Genomic DNA, 21,295 nt, shown 5'->3' on the forward strand with positions numbered 1-21,295 from the left:
TCGGATGCGATCAGTTCGATCTCGTCGCGCTGGCGGCCAAGCTCGCTGGTGATTGAGGCGTGAAGCTCAGGGTCGCGTGTTGCGAGAGATTCGGTGAAGAAGGCGTTTGTCGTGCTATCACTGGTCATGGCGCATTTTCCTGTCTGAACGCGGGGCTATTTTGCAAGTTTCTAACGGGAAGCTCCGGTAAGCAGAAGCAGATAATGCGACGCAGTGCCCGTATTCTGCGGCACAGAGGCGGTAATTTGCCGGAAAAATGTTCAAAAACCCCTTAATTTACGGTACACAATTGTACGCAGATCCTGGATGCCGCAATTTCAGGCACTGCATAAACAGAGAGTCGCAGAGAATGACGGCCCGGGCCTTGCCTTCCGGGGTTTTGCAGGCAACTGTAGCGAAACAGGCCCGAGATCGGGCGCAAACAGGCCATGTCATGAGTGCAAAGCTAAAAATCGCATTTCGTTCCAGTGAAAGTGAACGTGCCCGGGCGGGGCGTGCACGTTTGGTTGCACGCTATGGGGATTGTGATCCGTCCGACGCCGATATTCTGGTCGCGCTGGGCGGCGATGGGTTTATGTTGCAGACCTTGCATGAAACCCGCGCACTTGAAGTGCCAGTCTATGGCATGAACCGTGGCACTGTTGGGTTTCTGATGAATGAATACAGCGAAAGTGGCCTGGTCGGGCGTCTGATGGAAGCCGAAGAAGCTGTGATAAACCCATTGGAAATGAACGCGGAATGTGTGGATGGCACACAGCATAAGGCCTTGGCAATAAACGAAGTTTCTTTGCTGCGCGCCGGGCCCCAGGCGGCGAAATTGCAGATTTCTGTGGATGGGCGGGTTCGGATGAAGGAACTGGTCTGCGATGGCGCGCTGCTGTCAACGCCTGCGGGATCTACGGCCTATAACAACTCTGCGCATGGTCCAATTCTGCCAATCGGGGCTGGGGTTCTTGCACTGACAGCGGTTGCTGCGTTCCGGCCGCGACGCTGGCGTGGGGCATTGCTGCCGAAAGGGGCAAAAGTGCGCTTTGACGTGCTGGAAGCCCCCAAACGCCCGGTGATGGTGGATGCGGACAGCCGGTCTGTGCGCAACGTTGCCTTCGTGGAAATCGAAAGTCAGCCTGCCGTCAGCCACCGCTTGCTGTTTGACCCGGGCCATGGGCTGGAAGAACGCCTGTTACAGGAACAATTTATCTGACGCACAAGGCACTGAATATGATTTATAAATCACGACTGAAAAGCCAAAATTGGGCCGGCGAAACCATCGGGATTTTGGTGTTGGATTGTGATTACCCCTTTGTGCCGGGGAACGTTGCGAACGCATCTACATTCGATTTCCCGGTCCGCTATGCATTGGTCGAAGGTGTGTCGGTCGAGCGTTTGCTGCATCAAGCGGATCCGTCCCTTCTTGAACCCTTCATCGCCGCGGCCCGTAAATTACAAGCGGAAGGCGTTAAGGCCATCACCGGAGCTTGCGGTTTTATGGCGCTATATCAAAAGGAAATTGCAAAGGCTGTGGATATTCCTGTGTTTGTCTCAAGCCTGCTGCAAATTCCTTTCATGCATATGATCACTGGAAAGCGCGTTGGTATTATTGTTGCCGATAGCACCAGCCTGACGGCCGCACATTTCGCAGGATCTAACGTGTCTAAAGATATTCCCTTGGCGATTTCTGGCCTGGAAAATGCGGATGTTTTTGGCGGCTCTCTATTAAAGAACAAAAACGAATTTGATGATGATGCCGTCTGCCGGGAAGTTGTTGAAGCTGCGCAAAAGCTTTATGCGGAATACGATGATTTGGGGGCTATCTTACTGGAATGCAGCGATATACCGCCCTATGCGCATGCAGTTCAGGCGGCGACGGGGCTTCCGGTGTTCGACTTCATCACAATGATTAACTATGTGCACGAAACCCTTGCACGCAAACCTTACACAGGGGTGGTGTAAGGGGGGCTTTGTAGGAACTTGATTTCGATCATGAAGGGCATTGCAGTAACGCGGCAATGAGGTTTCAAAGACAGGGTTGGCGGCAATCGAGGCCGATGGCCAAGGTGGTGCAAAACCCTAACTGTGCAGCGTCCACCTTGATTTTTCCGGCATCGATTGGAAAATCGATCTGCTGCATTGCGAACATAATTTATGAGGCCCGGTTTCTGTCGCGCAGGGCCTTGTCTTGTAGTTTCCAGCTGGAAATTTTGCGATAGATCGTAGACGGGGAGACAGCCAGAACACGTGCCGCCACCGGAATGGAACCGCCGTTTCGCGCGATGGTTTCCTGGACCACGATGCGTTCAATTTCGTCCAGTGTTTTGCCAATCAACCCGTTAAGAGGGGCTTCGTTGGAGGGGGTGGCACTGGCCTGTGGGAATGACGGTGGTATCGTTGTGTTTAAAACCGTCTCGGGTGATGACAAGTGGGGTTCCGAATGCAGGGAACGTCTGAAATCATGCGGCAGCATATCCATACTGACCGATGTGCCATTGTTCAGAACAACAATATTTCGCACGACATTCAACAGCTGACGCACGTTGCCAGGCCAACGATGCGCCCGGAAAAAGTTTTCGGTTTCGGGGGAGAACCCTTCAAAACGGCGACCTTCTTCATTTGAAAATTGCTGCAATGCGTTGGTGGCAATTTCGATGACATCGCTTTCGCGTTCGCGCAGGGGCGGCAGGTGAAGGGGCACCACATGCAGACGATAATAAAGATCTTCGCGAAACTTACCCAGACGCATCTGTTCAAGAGGATCCAGATTGGTCGCACAGACGATGCGAACGTTGACCTTAATCGGACGCACAGAGCCAACGGGTTGGATCATGGAGGTTTGCAGGAAGCGCAGCAGCTTGGTCTGCAATTCCATGCTCATCTCGCAGATTTCGTCGAAAAACAGCGTACCGCCGTCGGCGACAGCGGCAGCGCCGGGTTTGTCAGAGATCGCACCCGTAAAAGCGCCACGCAAATGGCCGAAAATTTCGCTTTCCAGCAGGTCATTCGGGATCGCGCCACAGTTGATCGGAACAAATGGCCCATCAGCACGGGTGGAGAGATCATGCACCGCCTGGGCGCAGATTTCTTTGCCGGTGCCGCTTTCACCCGTGATAAAGACCGTGGCCTTTGAGGCAGCAACTGTGCGGATGTTTTCATAGACCCGGTTCATCACCGCAGAAGATCCAATGAAGCCCATGGTCTGCAGAGGTGGGGAAGGGGGCGTTTCTTCGGGTGCCGGATCGTTGTCGATCCAAGCGTTCTGAATAGCGGCCAATAAGCGCTGTTCGTTGAACGGTTTTAGCAGAAATTCATGGGCCCCAATGCGCATGGCTTCAACCGCCCGATTGATCGATCCGTTGGCCGTTATGACGATGATGCGGGTTTCCGGCGCGATGGCCAGGATATCTTGTACCAAATCGATGCTGCTGCGATCCGGTAGAAGCAGGTCGAGTAAAACAACAGGAGGACGTGTTTCATCAAAGGCGGCCAATCCTTCGACGCCAGTTCGGCAAAGGTGAACCGTATATCCGGCGTTGGCCAGGGCATCATGGTACCCTTGTTGCAGAGATGCGATGTCCTCAATCAAAAGCAGCTGTTTCGTCATTGGGGAACAGCCTTGTTATGAGACTGTGTGACGGGCGCGTGGATCGTATTGGCAAGACGCAGGGGATATGTGCTGTAGGGGCGCGTATTTCCAGAGGTTGCGGTTTTCTGGATGGGAAAAAACCCTATTACCTGTCGGGCAGGTGCAGGAACTGATCCAAGGGGATCCCCCGAAACAAACTGGGAAAACAACATATTAACTGACCTGACGCTTCACTCATAACGAATATACGGGCGAATGGCCCGTTACCTCCTGAATTTGACTCGTTTTTGTGTCAACTTCAAGAGGTATGAAACGGTGTAGTTTCTGTTATAACTACTGTTGCGGATATCCCAGTGTTTTCAATGCGTCCCGAATTTCATCCAAGATGGCCGGATCATCAATCGTTGCAGGCATTTTGAAGGTTTCGCCGTCCGCAATTTTCACCATTGTAGCCCGCAAAATTTTACCAGAACGGGTTTTGGGCAACCGGTCCACCACGCAGGCCAGCTTGAATGCTGCCACGGGGCCAATTTTTTCTCGCACCAGTTTTACCACTTCTGAGACAATGTCCGCATGAGGGCGATCTGTCCCGGAGTTAAGGCAGAGAAAGCCCATGGGCATCTGTCCTTTCAAGGCGTCAGCGACACCGATTACCGCGCATTCCGCTACATCTGGATGAGCGGCGAGAACCTCTTCCATGCCGCCGGTTGACAGGCGATGGCCCGCGACGTTGATCACGTCATCGGTGCGCGCCATGATGTAAAGATAGCCATCTTCATCGATCATGCCCGCATCGCCGGTTTCGTAATAGCCGGGGAAGGTTTCGAGATAGCTGGACTTATACCGGTCTTCCGCATTCCACAGTGTTGGGAAGGTGCCCGGGGGCAGGGGCAGAGGTGTTACAATGGCCCCCAATTCACCTGGGGGCAGTTCATTGCCTTCATCATCGAAAATTTTCATCTCATAGCCAGGCAGAGGCACGGAAGGAGAGCCAAGTTTGACGTCCAGAAGTTCGATCCCAACCGGGTTACATACGCCGGGATAGCCCAGTTCAGTCTGCCACCAGTGGTCAATGATCGGTTTCTGCAGCTGGTCCTGCGCCCAGACGATCGTGTCGGGATCTGCGCGTTCACCCGCCAGGAAAACCTGTTCCAGACAGCTGAGGTCGTATTTTTTTACGTATTCGCCGGTTGGATCTTCACGCTTTACAGCGCGGAAGGCCGTGGGGGCGGTGAAGAAGGTCTTAACCTTATGTTCTTCGATCACACGCCAGAAGGTGCCGGCATCTGGCGTTCCAACAGGTTTGCCTTCAAAGACAATCGTGGTGTTGCCGTGGATCAGCGGGCCGTAACAGATATAGGAATGACCAACGACCCAACCGACATCAGAGGCGGCCCAGAACACATCGCCCGGATCGACGTTATAGATGTTCTTCATCGTCCAGTTCAGGGCCACAAGATGACCTGCGGTGTGACGCACAACGCCTTTTGGCTGACCGGTGGTGCCGGATGTGTACAGGATATAGGCGGGGTGGTTGCCTTCAACCGGCAGGCAACCGGCAGGTTCCACACCGTACTGGAAGCCGTGCCAGTTGAAATCGCGTCCCTCAACCAGTTCGGCCACTTCCTGTTCCCGTTGAAAGATCACGCAGAAGTCTGGTTTGTGGGTTGCCAGTTCAATCGCACCATCCAGAAGCGGTTTGTAATGTACGGTGCGCCCGGGTTCCAGCCCGCAAGAGGCCGCGATGATGGCCTTGGGCGTGCAGTCATCAATACGCACGGCCAGCTCATTTGCAGCAAAACCACCGAAGACCACGGAATGCACAGCACCGATACGGGCACAGGCCAGCATAGCCTCAAGTGCCTCAGGGATCATTGGCATGTAAATGATAACGCGGTCACCTTTTTCCACGCCTTTTGCACGCAAAGCACCCGCAAGGGACGCCACCCGGTTGCGCAATTCTACATAGGAGATTTCACGTTTGGTGTGGGTGATCGGGCTGTCATAAATGATGGCGGTTTGTTCGCCTCGGCCATTTTCAACGTGGCGGTCCACTGCGTTCCAGCAGGTGTTGACCTTTGCATCGGCGTACCATTCATACAAAGGCGCATTTTCGTCAGAGAGTGCCCTGGACGGTTTCTGATCCCATTCAATCGCTTCGGCTGCTTCCATCCAGAATGCTTCCGGATCTGATTTCCAAGCGTTGTATGTTTCCCGATAAGTCATGTGTTGTCCTCCCTGACTGCACTGTCCCTATATGTTTCTATGCGCAGGGTTTCGCGTCAGGCAAGTGACATGAAATGTGGTTCCTGCGCCCGAATGTCGCGATTTACCGCTAACAGCCGGGCTGTCCCCGGTCAGCGACGCCAGATCCAGCTGTAACTGGCAAGACGCCCCTGCAGCTTTGATAGGATGCGATTGGCGTAAGATGGCTTTGGTAAATTTCCCTGTGTCAGGCGATCAACGATGACTTCGACCGGGGCAGGGCGGCGTGATTTCGGATCATAATAGCGTGGGTAATCAATCAATGTGGCATAGGCCAGGCCGTGCATCGATGGATGTGTCTTGCGGCGCGATGGCGTTGGCGACATATCCTGTGTCAGTCCCCAGCCCGCATAAAACGGCTGTCCGTAACAGGTGACTTTGCGACCCCGCAAAAGTGCTTCGAACCCCATGAGCGAGGTCATAGTTGAAACCCTGTCGCAGTGGTCCAGCAAAAATGCGGTGTCCATATTGTCCATAACATGATCAGCCCATTTCAAGGCCGTGTCGTGTGTAATATTGCCTTTGCGCAGACCGGTTTCGCAATCGGGATGGGGTTTGTACAGGATCTGTGCGTCGGGATATGCGGTGCGTGTGGCTTCCAGAAGGGCGGCATTTGTATTGACCTTATCTGTGCCAAACCGAATGGAGGCGTCATCTTCGACCTGACCTGGCACGAGGATCACCATCTGCCCCTCTTGACGCGGCGGCAGATCGACCCCGTCCGGTTTCAGGTTATATTTGCTAAGCCCCGCGCGTTTGATTTTATCAATCAGCCGTTCAATGCGGTGATCTTCCGCGTCGCTAAGGCGGGTGCGGGCCGCGATCATATGTTCGAGACGACTTTCATTGCGTGGGTCATAATAGATGCCCAGATCGTCAGACACGAGAGACAGAGGTGGGGTTAGGGCAGCACCCAGCCCGCGAGAGCGCAGGAAACCGTCTTCGACCCGCATGAGTGGGGTTGGTGTGGCGGTATTGCGGATCTCTTGGTTGGCATACCCGGCCCAGATCATCAGTTTGCGGTGCTGGCTGCGGGCATTGGCGGTGGCTTTTTTCGGGTGATCGTCAAATCTGACAGCTTTTTGCGCACCGAAAAAATGTTGCAGATGCGTGCGTTTCCAGCTGCGCATGGCCATGGCGATATAACCTTGCTGATCTTCGCGCCATTGTCGCACTTCGGCTTCCAATGCGCCGATGGCATCTTCCAGTGAACAGAGACGGTCATTGCAGGGATCGTACCAGGTTGGATAGAGGATCATAACCGCTGCGAACAATTGCGCACGCGTTAGAACGCGCTGACGCCGGTCGATGGGTTGATGATCCTCAGTCAGCCCCCAGCCCGCATAGCATGGTTGGCCAAAGACATGGGGTTTGTGACCGGAAAAGATGGCTTCGAATCCCAGGGTTGATGACACGGTGTATACGGCTATGGCACCTTCCAGCAGCACATGGGGCGAGACATCGTCACTGAACAGGGTCACCTGATCATTTTCGTCGACCGTGGAGTAATAGCCTTCGCGGTGTCCTGCCTGTGTTTCCGGGTGGGTCTTGATGAGAATCTTCGCGTGCGGATGATCCAGACGTGCAGTGACCAGCATTTCGCGAAAACTATTCGCGTCGGCATTGCCATATGTCACAGAGGCATCGCCACGTGTCTGATCAATCACCAGAACATAGCCGGGATCCGGGGCAGGGCGCGCCGGATTAAAGTTGTTGTATTTCGACAGATGGGCTTTGCGAATGCGTTCAATGGCGCCGCGTGCACGGTTCAGGATCGCAGCATCATCAAGCGGGTTAGTGGCCAAGATTGTTTCAAGATCCGATGGGGTGGAACTGTCAAAATGTACGCCCCCAGTGTCCAGAAATAAGCCAATTGGATCACTGCCACTACGCCCGGGCAGGACGGATCGCAGAAACGCGTCTTCAACGCGCAAAACCGGGCTGTCATGTCGCTTGGCCACTTTTTCGCCCCGGGGGGATGTGGGGCTTTTGCCCCAGACCGCGACCATGTCATCAGGTCCGGGGGTGCCGATTTTGATGTCATAGCCGGCAAGGGACAGAATGCGGCGTATACGGCCCTGTGTCAGGAAGCCGCCGTTATAAACGTAAAGACGCCGGGCCGTTTCGGGCCCGGCGTCTTTCATCATACCTGATGCCGTTGGCATAAATTTAGTTGCCGGCGATTGAGTTAAGAGCGTTTGCTGACTGTAAGGAACCTGTCAGCGCTGCAATGGACTTGTTCCACTGTACGAATGGCGCTTCGGTCACATAAATGGTGTCTTCATCGCGAATGACAAAATCACGGGCCAAGAACACACCGTCGGGTTGGGTCAGGTCAAGCACATAGGCAAAACGCTGGACGCCGGTCAGATCGTTTCGGCCCAGGACGGCATTTGCGGTTGCCGCGTTTTCGTTGCGGAACACAAAGATGCCCGTTGGGTCGGCGATATTGCTGGAAATCCCGCCAACCTGCGCAATGGCTTCGATTGCAGAGAGTGTCTGGGATTCAAAGGCAACACGAGCTTGACTGCCGGTTGCACCAAGTGTGGTGAAGGAACGTGTGTCTGCTTCGACCAAGACGCGATCATTTGCGCGTAAGGCAATGTCATAGCGCGGGTTAGAATAAAGATCTTCCAGCCAAACCGTACCGGACTGGTTTCCGCGAAGCACTGTTACGCGTGCGATATCTGGTGCAATGCTGACACCACCGGCCTGGGCAATCATAGCGGCCAGCGTTCGGGTTGGGCGTTCGATTGGGTAAATACCTTGCCCACCAATATCACCAACGAGTGAAACAGTGGCACCGTTCCCGGCGACACGGCTGACCAAAACCTGTGGATCTGGTGTTTGTTCGTCAAGTTTTTCGGTGATAATACGGCGCAGGGCATCAGGTGTGTTGCCACTTGCGCGGATACGACCTGCGTAAGGAACAAAGATCATACCTGCGCCATCAACCTGCATTTCACTCAGGACAGAAGGGGCACCGCGGGTGCCAAGAACACCGGCCTCGACGTTTTCCCAGATGCTCAGGCTAAGGGTGTCGCCTGGGCGAATGGTGTCAGAGCCAATTTCACCGGCACTGAGAAAAGCCTGGGTGAATCCGGCGACTGGCGCCTCTGAAATTTTGCCAGCGGTTGAATTATCAACGGTGATGATGAACGAGCTGCCGCCGTTTTCGACAGATCCCCGGTTGATTTCAGATTTGTTTGGACCTGAGCGAGGCAACCCACAGGAGGCCAGTGACAGCACAACTGCAGACAATACGAATGGCTTCACCCATTTGGATGTTGAAATAATCACTACTACGCCCTCATTAATATGTATTCCGCTGGTTTTTATGCGGAGATATTTTGACTAACTTTAGCGAAGGGATTTGCAAAAATCCAGTTTCGTTTCACGCATGCCTATTGAATGCTGTGCAACTGTTGCCGCGGGGGCGCGTTTCCGGTCATTAGGGCGTCATATGGATCCTGATCAGCCAACATCAGATCCACGACCTGGCGTAAAATCTGACGACGTCCGCCAGCGGAGTAGAAACCACCGGCGATTTGCGAAGTTTCCAGTAAATAATGGCGATAATCGCGATAAGATCGTGTATCTGGGCGCGTAGGCTGCTGGAAAAATTCGGGCAAGGACTGCTTTGAAACGAATTCGGGTTTTGCATATACGGCATCACCGAAGACCTTCAGAGGCAAGCCCCGCCAAAGCACCTGTTGTGCTGCGGTTGAATTCACTGTGATCGCGCTTCTGGCGTGGTTTAACAGTTTGGCGAGCTTGCCGCCACGCACATAATGTACCCGATTCCCGATGCCCAGTTCTTTGGCGATTCGTCGAATTTCACGGCGCTGTGGCACACGGCCGTCTTCCAGTGGATGTGCCTTGAAAACGAGGTGATGATGCTTGGCCGCGCCTTCTGCAAATCCACGTAGGGCGGTTTCCAGGAATTGCGGCATGGTGTCAAAGGGGCTGTGTTCACGGAAGCTGGCATCATGTTCCAGCTGAAGCAGAACAAGATGGTAAGGAAAGCCACCGTATTTGATCCGCATGGTTGCCGCGATCCGATCAAAGGCAAGAAGTGGGGCCAGCATTAGGCGCTGGAAATATAGCTGAAATTCCCGCCAGACACTGATGTCCCGGTGGGGGCGAAACCCTTTGTATTTTCGATTTCGCAACATGACGTACCAGTGATACAGCGCGCCGTAAAACATGTGCTGGCGCATATCACCCCAGCGGGCAGGGGCCTCGGGCACATCCATATCGACGGTTTCAAGGGCTTTCTGCATTTCAAGCACACCTAGGCCCATCAGGCGTGAATGGCCGTTGGAGCCATCCCGTTCATATGTGACCCAATAAGGGCGCAGATAGCCTTCTTCGAAAATATGGACACGCAGACCACGGGCTTTGGCTTCTTTTACCGCAGTTGCATGGATCTGCCGGGTGTCACCATACAGCACAATATCGGTGATCTGGTGTTCATCCAGTCGGTCTTGATAGAACGCAGGCCAGTTTTCGGGTGTATCCGTAAATGGAATATAACCTGGCCCACGAAACCACATGGCCTGATCGCCGGCATTAAAGCCAATACGCCAGACCTGGGCATCAGCCGCACGCAGCATTTTACCCAGTTTTGCAAAAAACGGGCCGTGGGGGCCTTGCAGAAACAGGAACCGACGCTGGTCGGCGGGTGGTTGTACGCCTGTACTCATCAATAGCATTGCTTTCTAAAAACCGGCCGGCCAATCTGATGTCAGCTTTTGGCGGAACTGGTGGCACAGTAACCCAGCGTCGCAAATGAAGGCAAGCTCCGGTTGTAAGTTCGGTGTATGCGGGTTTTTCTTGCGCAGCTTCGCGCAAAAAGTTACCCCGGCCCAAAGGCATCAGATCAGAGGACGCATCATGTTTACCGGAATTATCACCGACGTTGGCGAAGTGCTTGAAACCGAACAGCGTGGCGATTTGCGCGCGCGCATCGGGACCTCATACGATGTGGATACGATCGACATGGGGGCGTCAATTGCCTGTGACGGGGTTTGCCTGACGGTCGTTGCAACGGGGACATCGCCAAAGAACTGGTTTGATGTGGAAATTTCGGCCGAAAGCGTGAACTTGACAAATATTGGCCGCAACAGCTGGAACAACGGGCGTCGCCTGAACCTGGAACGTGCTTTGAAGGTTGGGGATGAACTGGGCGGTCATATTGTGTCTGGTCATGTGGATGGTGTGGCTGAACTGATTGAATTGCGTGACGAAGGTGGCAGCACTCGCATGACATTCCGCGCGCCAGAAGATCTGGCCCGTTTTATCGCGCCTAAAGGGTCGGTTGCCCTGAATGGTGCATCGTTGACGGTGAACGAAGTGGACGGCTGTACCTTTGGTATCAATGTCATCCCTCACACCAAGGAAGTCACGACCTGGGGTGATGTGAAAGAGGGTGATTTTATCAATCTCGAAATTGACACCATGGCCCGCTATGTGGCCCGTCTGCGCGAGTTTAGCTAAAGCACAGCGCCTTTTGGGGTTCAGCAATAATATACGGCCAGTCTCTGTTATTTGGGGCTGACCGCCTGAGGGCCTTCCAATGATCTGTACAATTGGATCGTGTGCATTTTGAAGGATTGTACCAAAGGTCGGATGACAAGAGCTTTGCCATGGATGTTGAGTTCAAATTCGACAGATATAGTCAGCTTGCGATAAACAGGCCCGTCCCTGGCACATGGTCTGAGGTGATTTGAACGCCCCGGTCGGGGAAAGCCATTCGCAGCTCTAAGTCGTAATTTTTTGAAAAATCATGTATGATGTCCGCATTATTTTAAGCGAAAGGACATTTCATGACACTGAACATCCGGATTGCGACCTATAATGTTGAGAACCTTTTCGGGCGCGCCAAAGTTTTAAATTTCGCCCAGCATGATACCGGAAGCGCAAAGATGAAGCGCATCGGAGAGCTTCAGGGTATTCTTCAGAAAGAGACATACAGTTCCGCAGACCGAGACCGGGCGGGGCATCTTTATAAAGATCTGAAGTCATTCATTGGGTATAATATGCTGCGTTCCGACGTCGGGTATTATCTTTTCAGGAAACATGATGCAGATGGTGATGGCGAAAAAGAAACATATCGTTTGGCGCCCAGGCGCAGGGATCAGTGGCTTGGGTTTCTGACCTATGACCGTGATAAATTTTCTGACCAAACATCAAAAAATACGGCACGTGTTATCCGGGAAGTGGATGCGGATGTCATTTGTATCAATGAAGTCGAAGACCGTTTGGTTCTGGACCGATTTAACGCGGATCGCCTAGGACGAATGTATCCCTATAATATTTTGATCGACGGAAAAAGCGACCCGCGCGGCATTGATGTTGGGGTGTATTCAAAGTTCCCGATTGGGCGGGTGCGCACAAATATCTTTGCCGAAACAGCCGAGGGAAAAGCAATCTTTTCACGGGATTGCTTGGAAGTCGAAATTCTGACGCCTGCTGGATCTGTGTTCCTTCTCGCAAACCACTTGAAGAGTAAATATCAGGGGGGAGATGAAAAACGAAAAGCGCAGGCCCACGAAATACGTCGCATTCTGGAGACGAGATATGATCTGCAACATCAGTATGTTGCTGTGCTTGGGGATCTGAATGACACGCCAGACAGTGATCCGCTTTCGCCTCTGGTGGGGATGGGGGATTTGACCGATGTTCTGAATACGCCGGTTGGTCCTGTTGCGGGGCAACGCTGGACCTATCGTTACAAGGATGCATTCAATCAGATTGACTATATCCTTGTGTCAGATGCCCTACAGGCGGGGTTGCGATCTGCGGGGATCGAACGTCGTGGCATGCCACCGGAAAACCTGAATGGAAGCAATGCTGGGGTGCAAGTTTTCCCGGGGGTTAGCAGCTGGCGGGATGCGGGATCAGATCATGGCGCGGTTTTCGCTGATTTTGAACTGTCCTGAAATGCCGGGTGTTCTGTGGGGCACATTTTTATGCCCCACAGAGGGTGGAGGTGATGTTATGTGTTATTTTGCATGGCTTTCCGCAAATTCTGTGATGGCGGAAACGACGGCTTTCAGAGCCGGGATATTTGCGTGATCCCCCATATGGGCAACCCGGAAAACGTCTTCCTTGTTTGCCCCGAAGCCTCCGGCAATACGAATATGGTGGTCCGATATCAGGTGATTGACCAATCTGGATGATGCGAAACGCCCGCCTGTTTGTACTGCGGTCACGCCGGCGGCCCGGGCGCCTTGTATGATCTGCAGGTCAAAGCCTGCCTGGGTCATCGCGTCGCAGAAATAATCCCGTGCGCCTATGTGGCGGGAAAATCGGGTTTCCAGGCCTTCAGATAGGATCTTTTTCAGTGCAATATCCAACGCATAGACCACGCCGACAGGCATTGTGGTTAGGCTGGGATGCCAATCATGGGCGGTGTTGAACTGCTCGCGCCAGCGCAGAAGATCTGTCATGCCACCGCGCCGCAATTGTCTGGTTTCAAGCTGTTGCCATGTTGTTTCAGATAGGGCGACCATGCCAAGGCCTGGCACGGATTCAAGCCCTTTTTGCGAAGCCGTTGTCATTGCGGATATACCCAGATCATCCATCTGGGCCGGGCATGTACCAAGGGCGCTGACGGAATCCACCATAACTGGAACGCCTGCGGCCTTGGCGACCTGTGTGAGCGCATCAATCGGGTTCAGAAGCCCTGTTGAGGTTTCTACATGGGTGAAGCACAGGAGGTCATAATCCTGTGCGGACAGGGCATTTTGAACGATCTGCGGGTCCGCCGGCTGTCCTGCCGGGATTGGAAGCAGATCTGCCTGTGCGCCCCAACCTTCAACAGAACGTTGCAGAACTGAACTGAAATACCCAGCATCCAGAATAAGTGCGCGCTTGCCAGGCTGCAGAAATGCCCCCAAAGCCATTTCATTGGCGAGCGTGCCACATCCAGGAACAACGGCGACATGACCGTTTGTGCCAAAGATCGTCTGCAGGTTTTCAGTCACCCGGACGTATGTTTCGGCAAAATCCGGGCCGACATGCAGTTTCTGGCTGCCATATTGAGCGGCAAGCACCTGTTCGGAAATCTCTACAGGACCGGGGGTAAAGTTGCGGATATGTGGCATCAATAGGTTGCCCTTCCGCCAGACAGATCAAAGACGGCACCGGTGTTGAAGGTACAGTCCTCTGACGACAACCACATCACCATACGCGCCACTTCTTCGGTGTGACCAAGGCGCTTCATCGGCGATTTATCGATCATGATTTGCACAAACTCTGGTTCCATCTGATCCAAGATCGCGGTTTTGACCGCTGCAGGGGCGATGCAATTAACGCGGATATCGGTCTGAGCCAGTTCCTTTGCCAGAGACTTGGTGAAGCCGATCACGCCAGCTTTGGCCGCAGAATAAGCCGAAGCATTGGGCGTGCCTTCTTTGCCCGCCAGAGATGCCATATTGATAATTCGGCCAAAGCCACGATCCTGCATGATCGGGACAATGGCATGGGCCAGATGGAAGGTGCCGGTTAGGTTTACATCTATGACGCGGGCCCAGATGGCTGGATCATTTTCGGTGACAGGCAGGGTAGGGCCTGCGAACCCGGCGTTATGCGACAGGAAATCGATCCCGCCAAATGCTGTGCAGGTCTGCGAAACCGCATGTGCAATCTGATCTGGCTGGCTGATGTCCACTTCGCAGAAGATTGCACCTTCTGGGGTATCATCCGGTGCGCGCAGATCCCAGATTGCCACATTGGCCCCGGCCCGGGCATAATGGCGGGCGATCTCTGCGCCAATCCCGGCGGATCCACCTGTTACGACGGCTGTGCGCCCGGTGAAGTCATAGGTTACGTTGCTCATATCGATTACCGGATAAAATTTTTGACGTAGTCCGCACCAAGGCCGACTTTTTCGAAATGCGCGCGGCACATGTCAATCTTGGTGAACACATCTTCGTAGCCAATGTTGTTTCCATCCGGATCCACGTAATTCATGCACCCATTCACCTGGAAGTAGGTGATCATTTCATCCACGTCCTCTGGCACGACGAGCGTATGGGTTTCGCCGGGTGGCTCATAAACATAGCTGCCTTCGGTTGCTTCCCAGTCATGTTCCAGATAATGCCAGCGGCCTTTCAGGACAAAACCATGCACCGGATTAGGGTGGCGATGGCGGGATAGAACACCCGATTTCGTCACTTTCAGAAGGTTCATCCAATAGCCTTGGCTGACATTCAGGCACAAAGGGCGAAAGAACACGGTTTCGGTCTGCTGAACCCACATGCGAGGATCGTTCTCAGACAATGCATCCGGGATGACGATGTCAGGCAACGCGTCCTGTGGCATGGGGTGTTTGTAGGGGATCATCGGGTTTTCGTCTTCTGAGGCCAGTGGCATATTGCTTCCTTTCAGGTCAGACAGCGGCGTAGCCGCCATCGACGTTTAAAATTGTACCGGTGATGAAGCCGGCCTGTTCTGAGGCGAGGAACAGCGCAGGACCAATCAAGTCTTCTGGCTGTCCCCAGCGCGCCATGGGGGTGCGTGACAGGATCGCAGTGGATCGTTCCGGGTCGTTTTGCAGGCCCTGTGTCAGCGGGGTTGCGATCCAGCCCGGGGCCAGAGCATTGACCCGGATGCCATCTGCTGCATAAGCGATGGCCAGAGATTTTGTCAGTTGTGCAATCCCACCCTTTGAAGCGGCATAGCCGGGGACAAGCCCGCCGCCAAAATAGCTGAGCATTGAAGCGATATTTATGATTGCACCTTGGTTGTGTGCCAACAATGGACGAGCTGCTGCACAGACACGCATGGTGCCGTTTAAATTGATATCAATCACCTCTGCAAAGACGTCTGGCTGTAATTCTGCCTCGCGACGAATGATACCAGCTGCGTTCACCACCACATCCAACGCGGGCAATGCAGAAATCAGGTGTTCGACGGCGTGGCCATCGCGCACGTCTAGCGTCTGATAGCTGACACCGGCGGTATGTTCAGGCAAAGGCCCAAGACCCGCCGCATAAACCTGATGGCCTTCTCGGGCGAAACCTTGCGCGATGGCCTGACCCAAGCCACTGGTTCCGCCGGTTACCAGAACGGTTTTATGTATGTTCTCGCTTGTCATTTTAGCAGATTGTCCATATTGTGGATACATGATTCCATATGTGGACAGCATAACCTGACCGCATAATTCGTCAATTGGTGGATTTCAAAATGACCAAACAGGTTCAGGGTACCCAGAGTTTTGCGCGCAGTATTGGCTTGTTGCAGCATATATGCGACCGTCAGACGCCGCCCGATTTGCAGGAGCTTCTGACAGAATGTGAATTCACCCGCCCGACGTTGTATCGGCTGCTGGCAGGGCTTGAAGCGGAAGGCCTGATCCACCAAAGCGCTGGGCGGCGTTATAAACCTGGTGCGCGCCTTATTTCCTTGGCCCGAAAGGCGCTGGTGCAATCTGATATACGTGAGATCGCCCGTGATGCACTGGAAAAGCTACGCGATCAGACCGGCGAAACCATTCATCTGGCCGTGCCCAGTGGGGATGCGCTGGTTTATATTGATAAAATCGAAAGTCGGGAAACGGTTCGGATGGCGTCAACCATCGGAACATCGGTGCCGTTGCATTCAAGTGGCGTTGGAAAAGCGTTTCTTGCCGCGCTGGATAAAACGGATCTTTTGAACCGGCTGGATCACATGCCCATGCCTGCGATCACCCGTTTTACCACCACCAGCATTGATGGGATTTTACAGCATGTGTCCGCATGTCAGGCGGATGGTTACATCTTTGATGATCAGGAAAATGAAGAAGGCATCGTTTGTTTTGGGGCAGCTATAACGGAAGGGCCAGCCAGACCTGTTGCTGCGATCAGTGTGTCCGTGCCCATGTTTCGCCTGGCAGATGATCGAAGTCGTTATGTCACGCCACTTCTGCACTGTGTGCGTGAGTTGTCACTACACATGAACAGCACGATATAACGGGCACGGTGATCAGGGATTTGCCCGCGACGCAGGAGGTTCTCTTGACACTCTGAGCCGGGTGGGGGATGCCTGTAGTATGTTTGATCTTCGCCCGGTGGGCTATGTTATTGGCCTGCTTGTGGCCTTTCTCGGGGCGACCATGCTGGCGCCTATGGCTGTTGACCTGCGTGATGGGGACGGGCATTGGGTCGTGTTTTTGCAAAGCGCTGTTATCACAAGCTTGACGGGGGGGCTGGTGGCACTGGCCTGCCAGAACGGCGTGCGCGAAGGGCTGACGATCCGACAGACCTTTCTTCTGACCACGGGTGTTTGGGTTGCTTTGCCGATGTTCGGGGCGCTTCCCTTTGCGCTTGGCGTGCTGGAAGCCAGTACGGTTGATGCGTTTTTCGAGGCCATGAGTGGGCTGACGACAACGGGCGCAACGGTGTTTTCTGGATTAGATGATCTGCCGCGCAGCCTGCTGTTGTGGCGTGGGCTTTTGCAGTGGTTTGGTGGCGTGGGTATCATTGTTGTTGCGATGGTGTTTTTGCCGGAACTGCGCATTGGTGGGATGCAGATCTTTAAGTCTGAAGGCTTTGATACCTTTGGGAAAATTCTGCCGCGTGCGACTGAAATATCCAGCCGTATTTCGGTGATTTATGTCGGGCTGACCTTGGCCTGTGCGATTACATATATGGCGGGCGGCATGGGTCGGTTTGATGCGGTGGTGCATGCAATGACCACGGTGGCGACCGGCGGATTTGCCAATTACGACAGCTCTTTCGGTGATTTTTCAGCCTTTGCGCAATATGCCTGCGTGGTCTTTATGCTGTTTGCGGCCTTGCCTTTCGTGCGGTACGTGCAGTTGATTTCGGGCAGTGCACAGCCTCTGTTGCGGGACAGTCAGGTGCGGTCGTTTTTCATCACGGCGATTGTACTGGTTGTGTCTCTTTCGTTTTGGCGTTGGTCGGCAGAAGGCGGCACGACAGAGGCGCATTTCCGTGAGGTGTTGTTCAATACGGTGTCGATCTTGACCGGTACGGGGTATGCCAGCGCGGATTATATGCTTTGGGGCAGTTTTGCGGTTGTGCTGTTTTTCATCATCGGACTGATCGGGGGATGTGCGGGATCGACAGCCTGTTCGATCAAGATCTTCCGCTATCAGTTGCTGATCGCATCCGTAAAATCACAGATTCGCAAGATCCATTCGCCAAACGGCATGTTCGCCCCCCGATATGAGGGACGAAAAGTGCCAGAGGATGTTTTGAACTCTGTAATGTCGTTCTTTGTGTTTTTTATCGTGACGCTGGGCGTTATTGCTGTGGCACTGGGGCTGACCGGACTGGATTTTACCACGTCTGTTTCGGGTGCCGCAGCGGCCCTAGCCAATATCGGGCCGGGACTAGGAGATAAGATTGGCCCGTCGGGGAACTTCGCCGGGCTGAGTGATACGGCAAAATGGATCCTGGCAGCGGCGATGCTGATCGGGCGACTGGAACTGATGGCTGTCTATGCCATCCTGACGGTGAAATTCTGGAGAGACTGACATGAGCACATCCCTGACAAGACCCCTTGGCGCACAGATGTCCCATATGCTGAAAGACCGGGGCGTGGATGTGATCTTTGGCATTCCTGGTGTTCACAATGTTGAACTGTATCGGGGAATTGAGGAAGCCGGGATTAGGCATATTCTGGCACGCCATGAACAGGGTGCTGGTTTCATGGCGGATGGGTATGCGCGCGCGACAGGCAAACCGGGGGTGGCCTATCTGATTACAGGGCCAGGGCTGTGTAACGCGATGACGCCTATGGGGCAGGGGTATTCGGATTCAGTTTCGATGTTGGTGATTTCGTCTTGTCTGGATGAGATCGCGACGCGACGTGGTCAATTGCATCAGATGAAAGATCAAGCCGGCGCTGCACGTACAGTGTGTGACTGGTCAGAGGTGGCTTTGACGGCGGATGCGGCCTATGGGCTGATTGACCGTGCACTTGTGGAGTTTGAGACAAAGCGCAAACGCCCGAAACATATTCAGGTGCCCATCGAAGTGCTGGGCGCACCGGTGGCCGGGCCATCAGATGATGCGCTGCGTGGCAGCCTGCCATTGGCCCGGCCCGAAGACGTTGCGGCTGTGGCGGAATGGATATCTTCCGCGAAAAAACCAATGTTCATCTTTGGTGGCGGCGCTGTTGCCGGATTTGAAGAGGCACGTGCATTGATGGCCCTGACCGGTGCGGCCTGTTTTACCACTTATGCAGGGCGAGGGATCATTCCATCGGATAATCCTTTGAACTATGGTGCTTATCTGGCGACACCTGAATCCACACGTGAAATTGAAGCGGCGGATCTTGTGATCGCCCTGGGAACCGAGTTGGCTGAGGTTGACATCTGGCGCGATACAATCGGGAAATGTGCTACGCTTGTGCGGGTCGATATTGATGCTGAAAGCCTACAGGACGCACATCGTGCGGATTTGCCTGTCATGGGGGATGCGAAAGCCTTTATGCGTGACGTGGCTGATCTTCTGGTCGGACATACACACAGCAGCATCTGGGACGCTGAGCATGTGAAAACCTGCATCGCATCCTGGCGTGCAGAAACCGATGCGGCCCGTCCGGGGGTTGCGAAGTTCGGTGATGCTTTGGCCGAGATCTTGCCTGAGAACACGATGATTTACTCAGACATGACGCAGATTGCCTATGTACTGAAAAACACCCAGCCTGTGGATCGTCCTGGTCACTGGCATCACCCCTATGGCTTTGGCACATTGGGGTATGCTTTGCCGGCTGCGATCGGTGGTAAAGTTGGGGTTGGTGATGATCCTGTGATTTCGATCATTGGGGATTATGGGTTTCATTACACCATGCAGGAACTAGGCGTGGCGGTTGAACTGGGCCTGAGTCTGCCGATTATTCTTTGGGACAATGGCAAGCTGAAAGAGATCGAAGACGCGATGGTGCGCAGTCAGATTGCGCCGAACGCGGTGATCGCCCGGAACCCGGATTTCTGCAAACTGGCCGAAGCCTTTGGGGCGAAGGCGGTGGCCCCTGTGGATGTGGCTGGCTTTAAAGAGGCCGTGACTGAGGCACTGGATCATGCAGGCCCGACCCTGATTTACATCACGCCAGATGTGCAGGACTGACATGGCGTTGACCATAGCGGATTTCTTGTAGAGGCCCGGAAAAGACAAGGCCCGCGTCATTGCGGGCCTTTTGATTGGTGGTCAAAGCAGCCCTTTGATCACAGGAACCAGCGTCAGGATCAGCAGAGTTGCCATCGTAAAGTTAAAGGCACGCAGGCGGGTAGGGCTTTGCAGCCAACGACGGATTTGTGTTCCCATCCAGGCCCAGGTGCTGACCGATGGCAGATTGGTGCAGGTGAAAGCCACTGCCACCACAAGCGATGTCAACCAAAGCGGTGCGGTGCTGCCTTCGGGGCCATAGTTGGTTTGGGCTGCGATGCCCATATAGATGGCCTTCGGGTTGACCCATTGAAAGGCGGCAGCTTGTAAAAACGTGAAGGGTTTCGCGCCTTCTTTTGGCTTGCCGGGCGCACTGGCGGTGGCAATCTTATAGGCGAGATACAGCAGATAGACAGAGCAGACCGCTGTCAGGGACAGTTTAAGATTGGGGATCGTGTCAAACAATTGCAGCAGCCCAAGCCCCAGAATAAAGACCATAAACCCGTGCCCCAGTGAGATCCCGACCATATGGGGCAGAGAGCGGCGGAAACCATAGTTTGCACCGGAGGCCACCAACATCAGGTTGTTGGGGCCGGGGGTGATGGAGCTGACGAAGGCGAAGGTGATCAGGGCGGGGAGAAAATCGAAAGTCATGGTATTGTCCTTATTGCCTGATGATCATTGCGTAAATATGGCGCAATTCCGCATCTTTCTTGTTTGATATTTGTCTTTGTTTGCAATTATTGTCGGGAATGGATCGTAAATCAGATGATATATTGCGCATTTTGTCCCGTGAGGGGCGGATCGCAAACACAGAACTGGCAGAACGCGTCGCGCTTTCGCCGTCCGCCACCTTGCGCCGCGTGCAAGAGATGGAACGCCAGGGCGTGATCAAAGGCTACCGCGCGGTCGTGGATCGTGAAAAAACGGGGGCCGGTTTTGCTTGCTACGTGCTGGTGGGATTGGCGGATCATTCCAAACAAGCGCAGGCTGGGTTTGAGCAGGCGATTGCGGCGGCGCGGGAGGTGCGAGAGTGCCATAACATTGCCGGTGCACATGAATATTTGCTGCGGGTCGAGACAGCTGATCTGCAAAGCTACAAACATTTCCACACGGAAATTCTGGGCACTATCAAAGGCGTTGCGTCCATCAGCAGCTTGGTCGTGATGGGCAGCTCAAAAGATGAGCGGGCGTGAGCAAACCAAAGCCCGCAGTTGGTGCAAGGCACCACAATCGGTGACACCTTAGGTGCCGTGATAAAAGCGTCGGATGGCTCGTTCGCGCATTATGGTCGTGTAAAGCATGTGCAGACCTGGCATCAGTGACAGAA

18 protein-coding genes are annotated in these 21,295 nt (G+C 53.9%); 8 read left to right on the plus strand and 10 right to left on the minus strand.

Annotated features, from left to right (window positions below; translation table 11 throughout):
- The first annotated feature begins 433 nt into the window (after window positions 1-433).
- Both ACPGUT_RS13290 and ACPGUT_RS13295 read left to right on the plus strand, forming a co-directional pair.
- Complete coding sequence (locus ACPGUT_RS13290) at window positions 434-1,201, plus strand: NAD kinase (RefSeq protein ID WP_423992202.1); 768 nt, start codon at window positions 434-436, stop codon at window positions 1,199-1,201.
- 17 nt (window positions 1,202-1,218) lie between these two features.
- Entirely contained in the window at window positions 1,219-1,950 is a 732-nt protein-coding gene (locus ACPGUT_RS13295; protein ID WP_423992169.1) for an aspartate/glutamate racemase family protein, read from the plus strand.
- Window positions 1,951-2,140: 190 nt separating this feature from the next.
- On the opposite strand, the gene ACPGUT_RS13300 is transcribed toward ACPGUT_RS13295, so the two are convergent.
- From ACPGUT_RS13300 to ACPGUT_RS13320, 5 genes are all read right to left on the minus strand, one after another.
- Window positions 2,141-3,595, minus strand: a complete 1,455-nt coding sequence (locus ACPGUT_RS13300; RefSeq protein ID WP_423992171.1) for a sigma-54-dependent transcriptional regulator — start codon at window positions 3,593-3,595, stop codon at window positions 2,141-2,143.
- Window positions 3,596-3,910: 315 nt separating this feature from the next.
- On the minus strand, window positions 3,911-5,803 hold the full coding sequence (gene prpE / locus ACPGUT_RS13305; RefSeq protein WP_423992173.1) for a propionate-CoA ligase PrpE: 1,893 nt from the start codon (window positions 5,801-5,803) through the stop codon (window positions 3,911-3,913).
- A 131-nt stretch (window positions 5,804-5,934) separates the two neighbouring features.
- Window positions 5,935-8,007, minus strand: a complete 2,073-nt coding sequence (locus ACPGUT_RS13310) for a capsular polysaccharide biosynthesis protein (RefSeq protein WP_423992175.1) — start codon at window positions 8,005-8,007, stop codon at window positions 5,935-5,937.
- A 4-nt stretch (window positions 8,008-8,011) separates the two neighbouring features.
- On the minus strand, window positions 8,012-9,142 hold the full coding sequence (locus ACPGUT_RS13315; RefSeq protein WP_423992177.1) for a polysaccharide biosynthesis/export family protein: 1,131 nt from the start codon (window positions 9,140-9,142) through the stop codon (window positions 8,012-8,014).
- A gap of 104 nt (window positions 9,143-9,246) precedes the next feature.
- A complete protein-coding gene (locus ACPGUT_RS13320) occupies window positions 9,247-10,548 on the minus strand; it encodes a capsule biosynthesis protein (protein WP_423992179.1) in 1,302 nt (433 codons plus the stop codon).
- Window positions 10,549-10,738: 190 nt separating this feature from the next.
- On the opposite strand from ACPGUT_RS13320, the gene ACPGUT_RS13325 reads away from it, so the two are divergent.
- Together ACPGUT_RS13325 and ACPGUT_RS13330 are read left to right on the plus strand one after the other, a co-directional pair.
- The gene (locus ACPGUT_RS13325; RefSeq protein ID WP_423992181.1) at window positions 10,739-11,341 is read left to right on the plus strand and encodes a riboflavin synthase; all 603 of its coding nucleotides are present in this window, start codon (window positions 10,739-10,741) and stop codon (window positions 11,339-11,341) included.
- Window positions 11,342-11,670: 329 nt separating this feature from the next.
- Complete coding sequence (locus ACPGUT_RS13330; protein ID WP_423992183.1) at window positions 11,671-12,786, plus strand: endonuclease/exonuclease/phosphatase family protein; 1,116 nt, start codon at window positions 11,671-11,673, stop codon at window positions 12,784-12,786.
- A 63-nt stretch (window positions 12,787-12,849) separates the two neighbouring features.
- On the opposite strand, the gene ACPGUT_RS13335 is transcribed toward ACPGUT_RS13330, so the two are convergent.
- Genes ACPGUT_RS13335 through ACPGUT_RS13350 form a run of 4 tightly spaced genes read right to left on the minus strand, consistent with a single transcriptional unit; the run spans window position 12,850 to window position 15,947 of the window.
- Window positions 12,850-13,953, minus strand: a complete 1,104-nt coding sequence (locus tag ACPGUT_RS13335) for a pyridoxal-phosphate-dependent aminotransferase family protein (RefSeq protein WP_423992185.1) — start codon at window positions 13,951-13,953, stop codon at window positions 12,850-12,852.
- Window positions 13,953-14,687 (minus strand): SDR family NAD(P)-dependent oxidoreductase, encoded by a 735-nt coding sequence (locus ACPGUT_RS13340; RefSeq protein ID WP_423992187.1) that lies wholly within the window; start codon window positions 14,685-14,687, stop codon window positions 13,953-13,955. The genes ACPGUT_RS13335 and ACPGUT_RS13340 overlap by 1 nt, the downstream gene beginning before the upstream one ends.
- 5 nt (window positions 14,688-14,692) lie before the next feature.
- Window positions 14,693-15,223, minus strand: a complete 531-nt coding sequence (locus ACPGUT_RS13345) for a 2,4'-dihydroxyacetophenone dioxygenase family protein (RefSeq protein WP_423992189.1) — start codon at window positions 15,221-15,223, stop codon at window positions 14,693-14,695.
- Window positions 15,224-15,239: 16 nt separating this feature from the next.
- Window positions 15,240-15,947, minus strand: coding sequence for an SDR family NAD(P)-dependent oxidoreductase (locus ACPGUT_RS13350; RefSeq protein WP_423992191.1), 708 nt, complete (start codon window positions 15,945-15,947; stop codon window positions 15,240-15,242).
- Window positions 15,948-16,036: 89 nt separating this feature from the next.
- Here ACPGUT_RS13350 and ACPGUT_RS13355 point away from each other — a divergent pair, with 89 nt between their 5' ends.
- From ACPGUT_RS13355 to ACPGUT_RS13365, 3 genes are all read left to right on the plus strand, one after another.
- On the plus strand, window positions 16,037-16,801 hold the full coding sequence (locus tag ACPGUT_RS13355) for an IclR family transcriptional regulator (protein ID WP_423992193.1): 765 nt from the start codon (window positions 16,037-16,039) through the stop codon (window positions 16,799-16,801).
- Window positions 16,802-16,880: 79 nt separating this feature from the next.
- A complete protein-coding gene (locus ACPGUT_RS13360; protein ID WP_423992195.1) occupies window positions 16,881-18,329 on the plus strand; it encodes a TrkH family potassium uptake protein in 1,449 nt (482 codons plus the stop codon).
- Between the two features lies 1 nt (window position 18,330).
- The gene (locus ACPGUT_RS13365; RefSeq protein WP_423992197.1) at window positions 18,331-19,926 is read left to right on the plus strand and encodes a 5-guanidino-2-oxopentanoate decarboxylase; all 1,596 of its coding nucleotides are present in this window, start codon (window positions 18,331-18,333) and stop codon (window positions 19,924-19,926) included.
- A gap of 81 nt (window positions 19,927-20,007) precedes the next feature.
- Here the strand turns inward: ACPGUT_RS13365 and ACPGUT_RS13370 are convergent, their stop codons facing one another.
- Window positions 20,008-20,619 carry a LysE family translocator gene (locus ACPGUT_RS13370; RefSeq protein WP_423992199.1) on the minus strand — a complete coding sequence of 204 codons (612 nt, stop codon included), beginning with the start codon at window positions 20,617-20,619 and terminating at the stop codon, window positions 20,008-20,010.
- 98 nt (window positions 20,620-20,717) lie between these two features.
- Here ACPGUT_RS13370 and ACPGUT_RS13375 point away from each other — a divergent pair, with 98 nt between their 5' ends.
- On the plus strand, window positions 20,718-21,161 hold the full coding sequence (locus ACPGUT_RS13375) for an Lrp/AsnC family transcriptional regulator (protein WP_423992200.1): 444 nt from the start codon (window positions 20,718-20,720) through the stop codon (window positions 21,159-21,161).
- The last annotated feature ends 134 nt before the right edge of the window (window positions 21,162-21,295 follow it).

Origin of the sequence: Halocynthiibacter sp., assembly GCF_049608145.1 — a bacterium.
In the GTDB taxonomy this organism is placed as follows: Bacteria; Pseudomonadota; Alphaproteobacteria; order Rhodobacterales; family Rhodobacteraceae; genus Halocynthiibacter.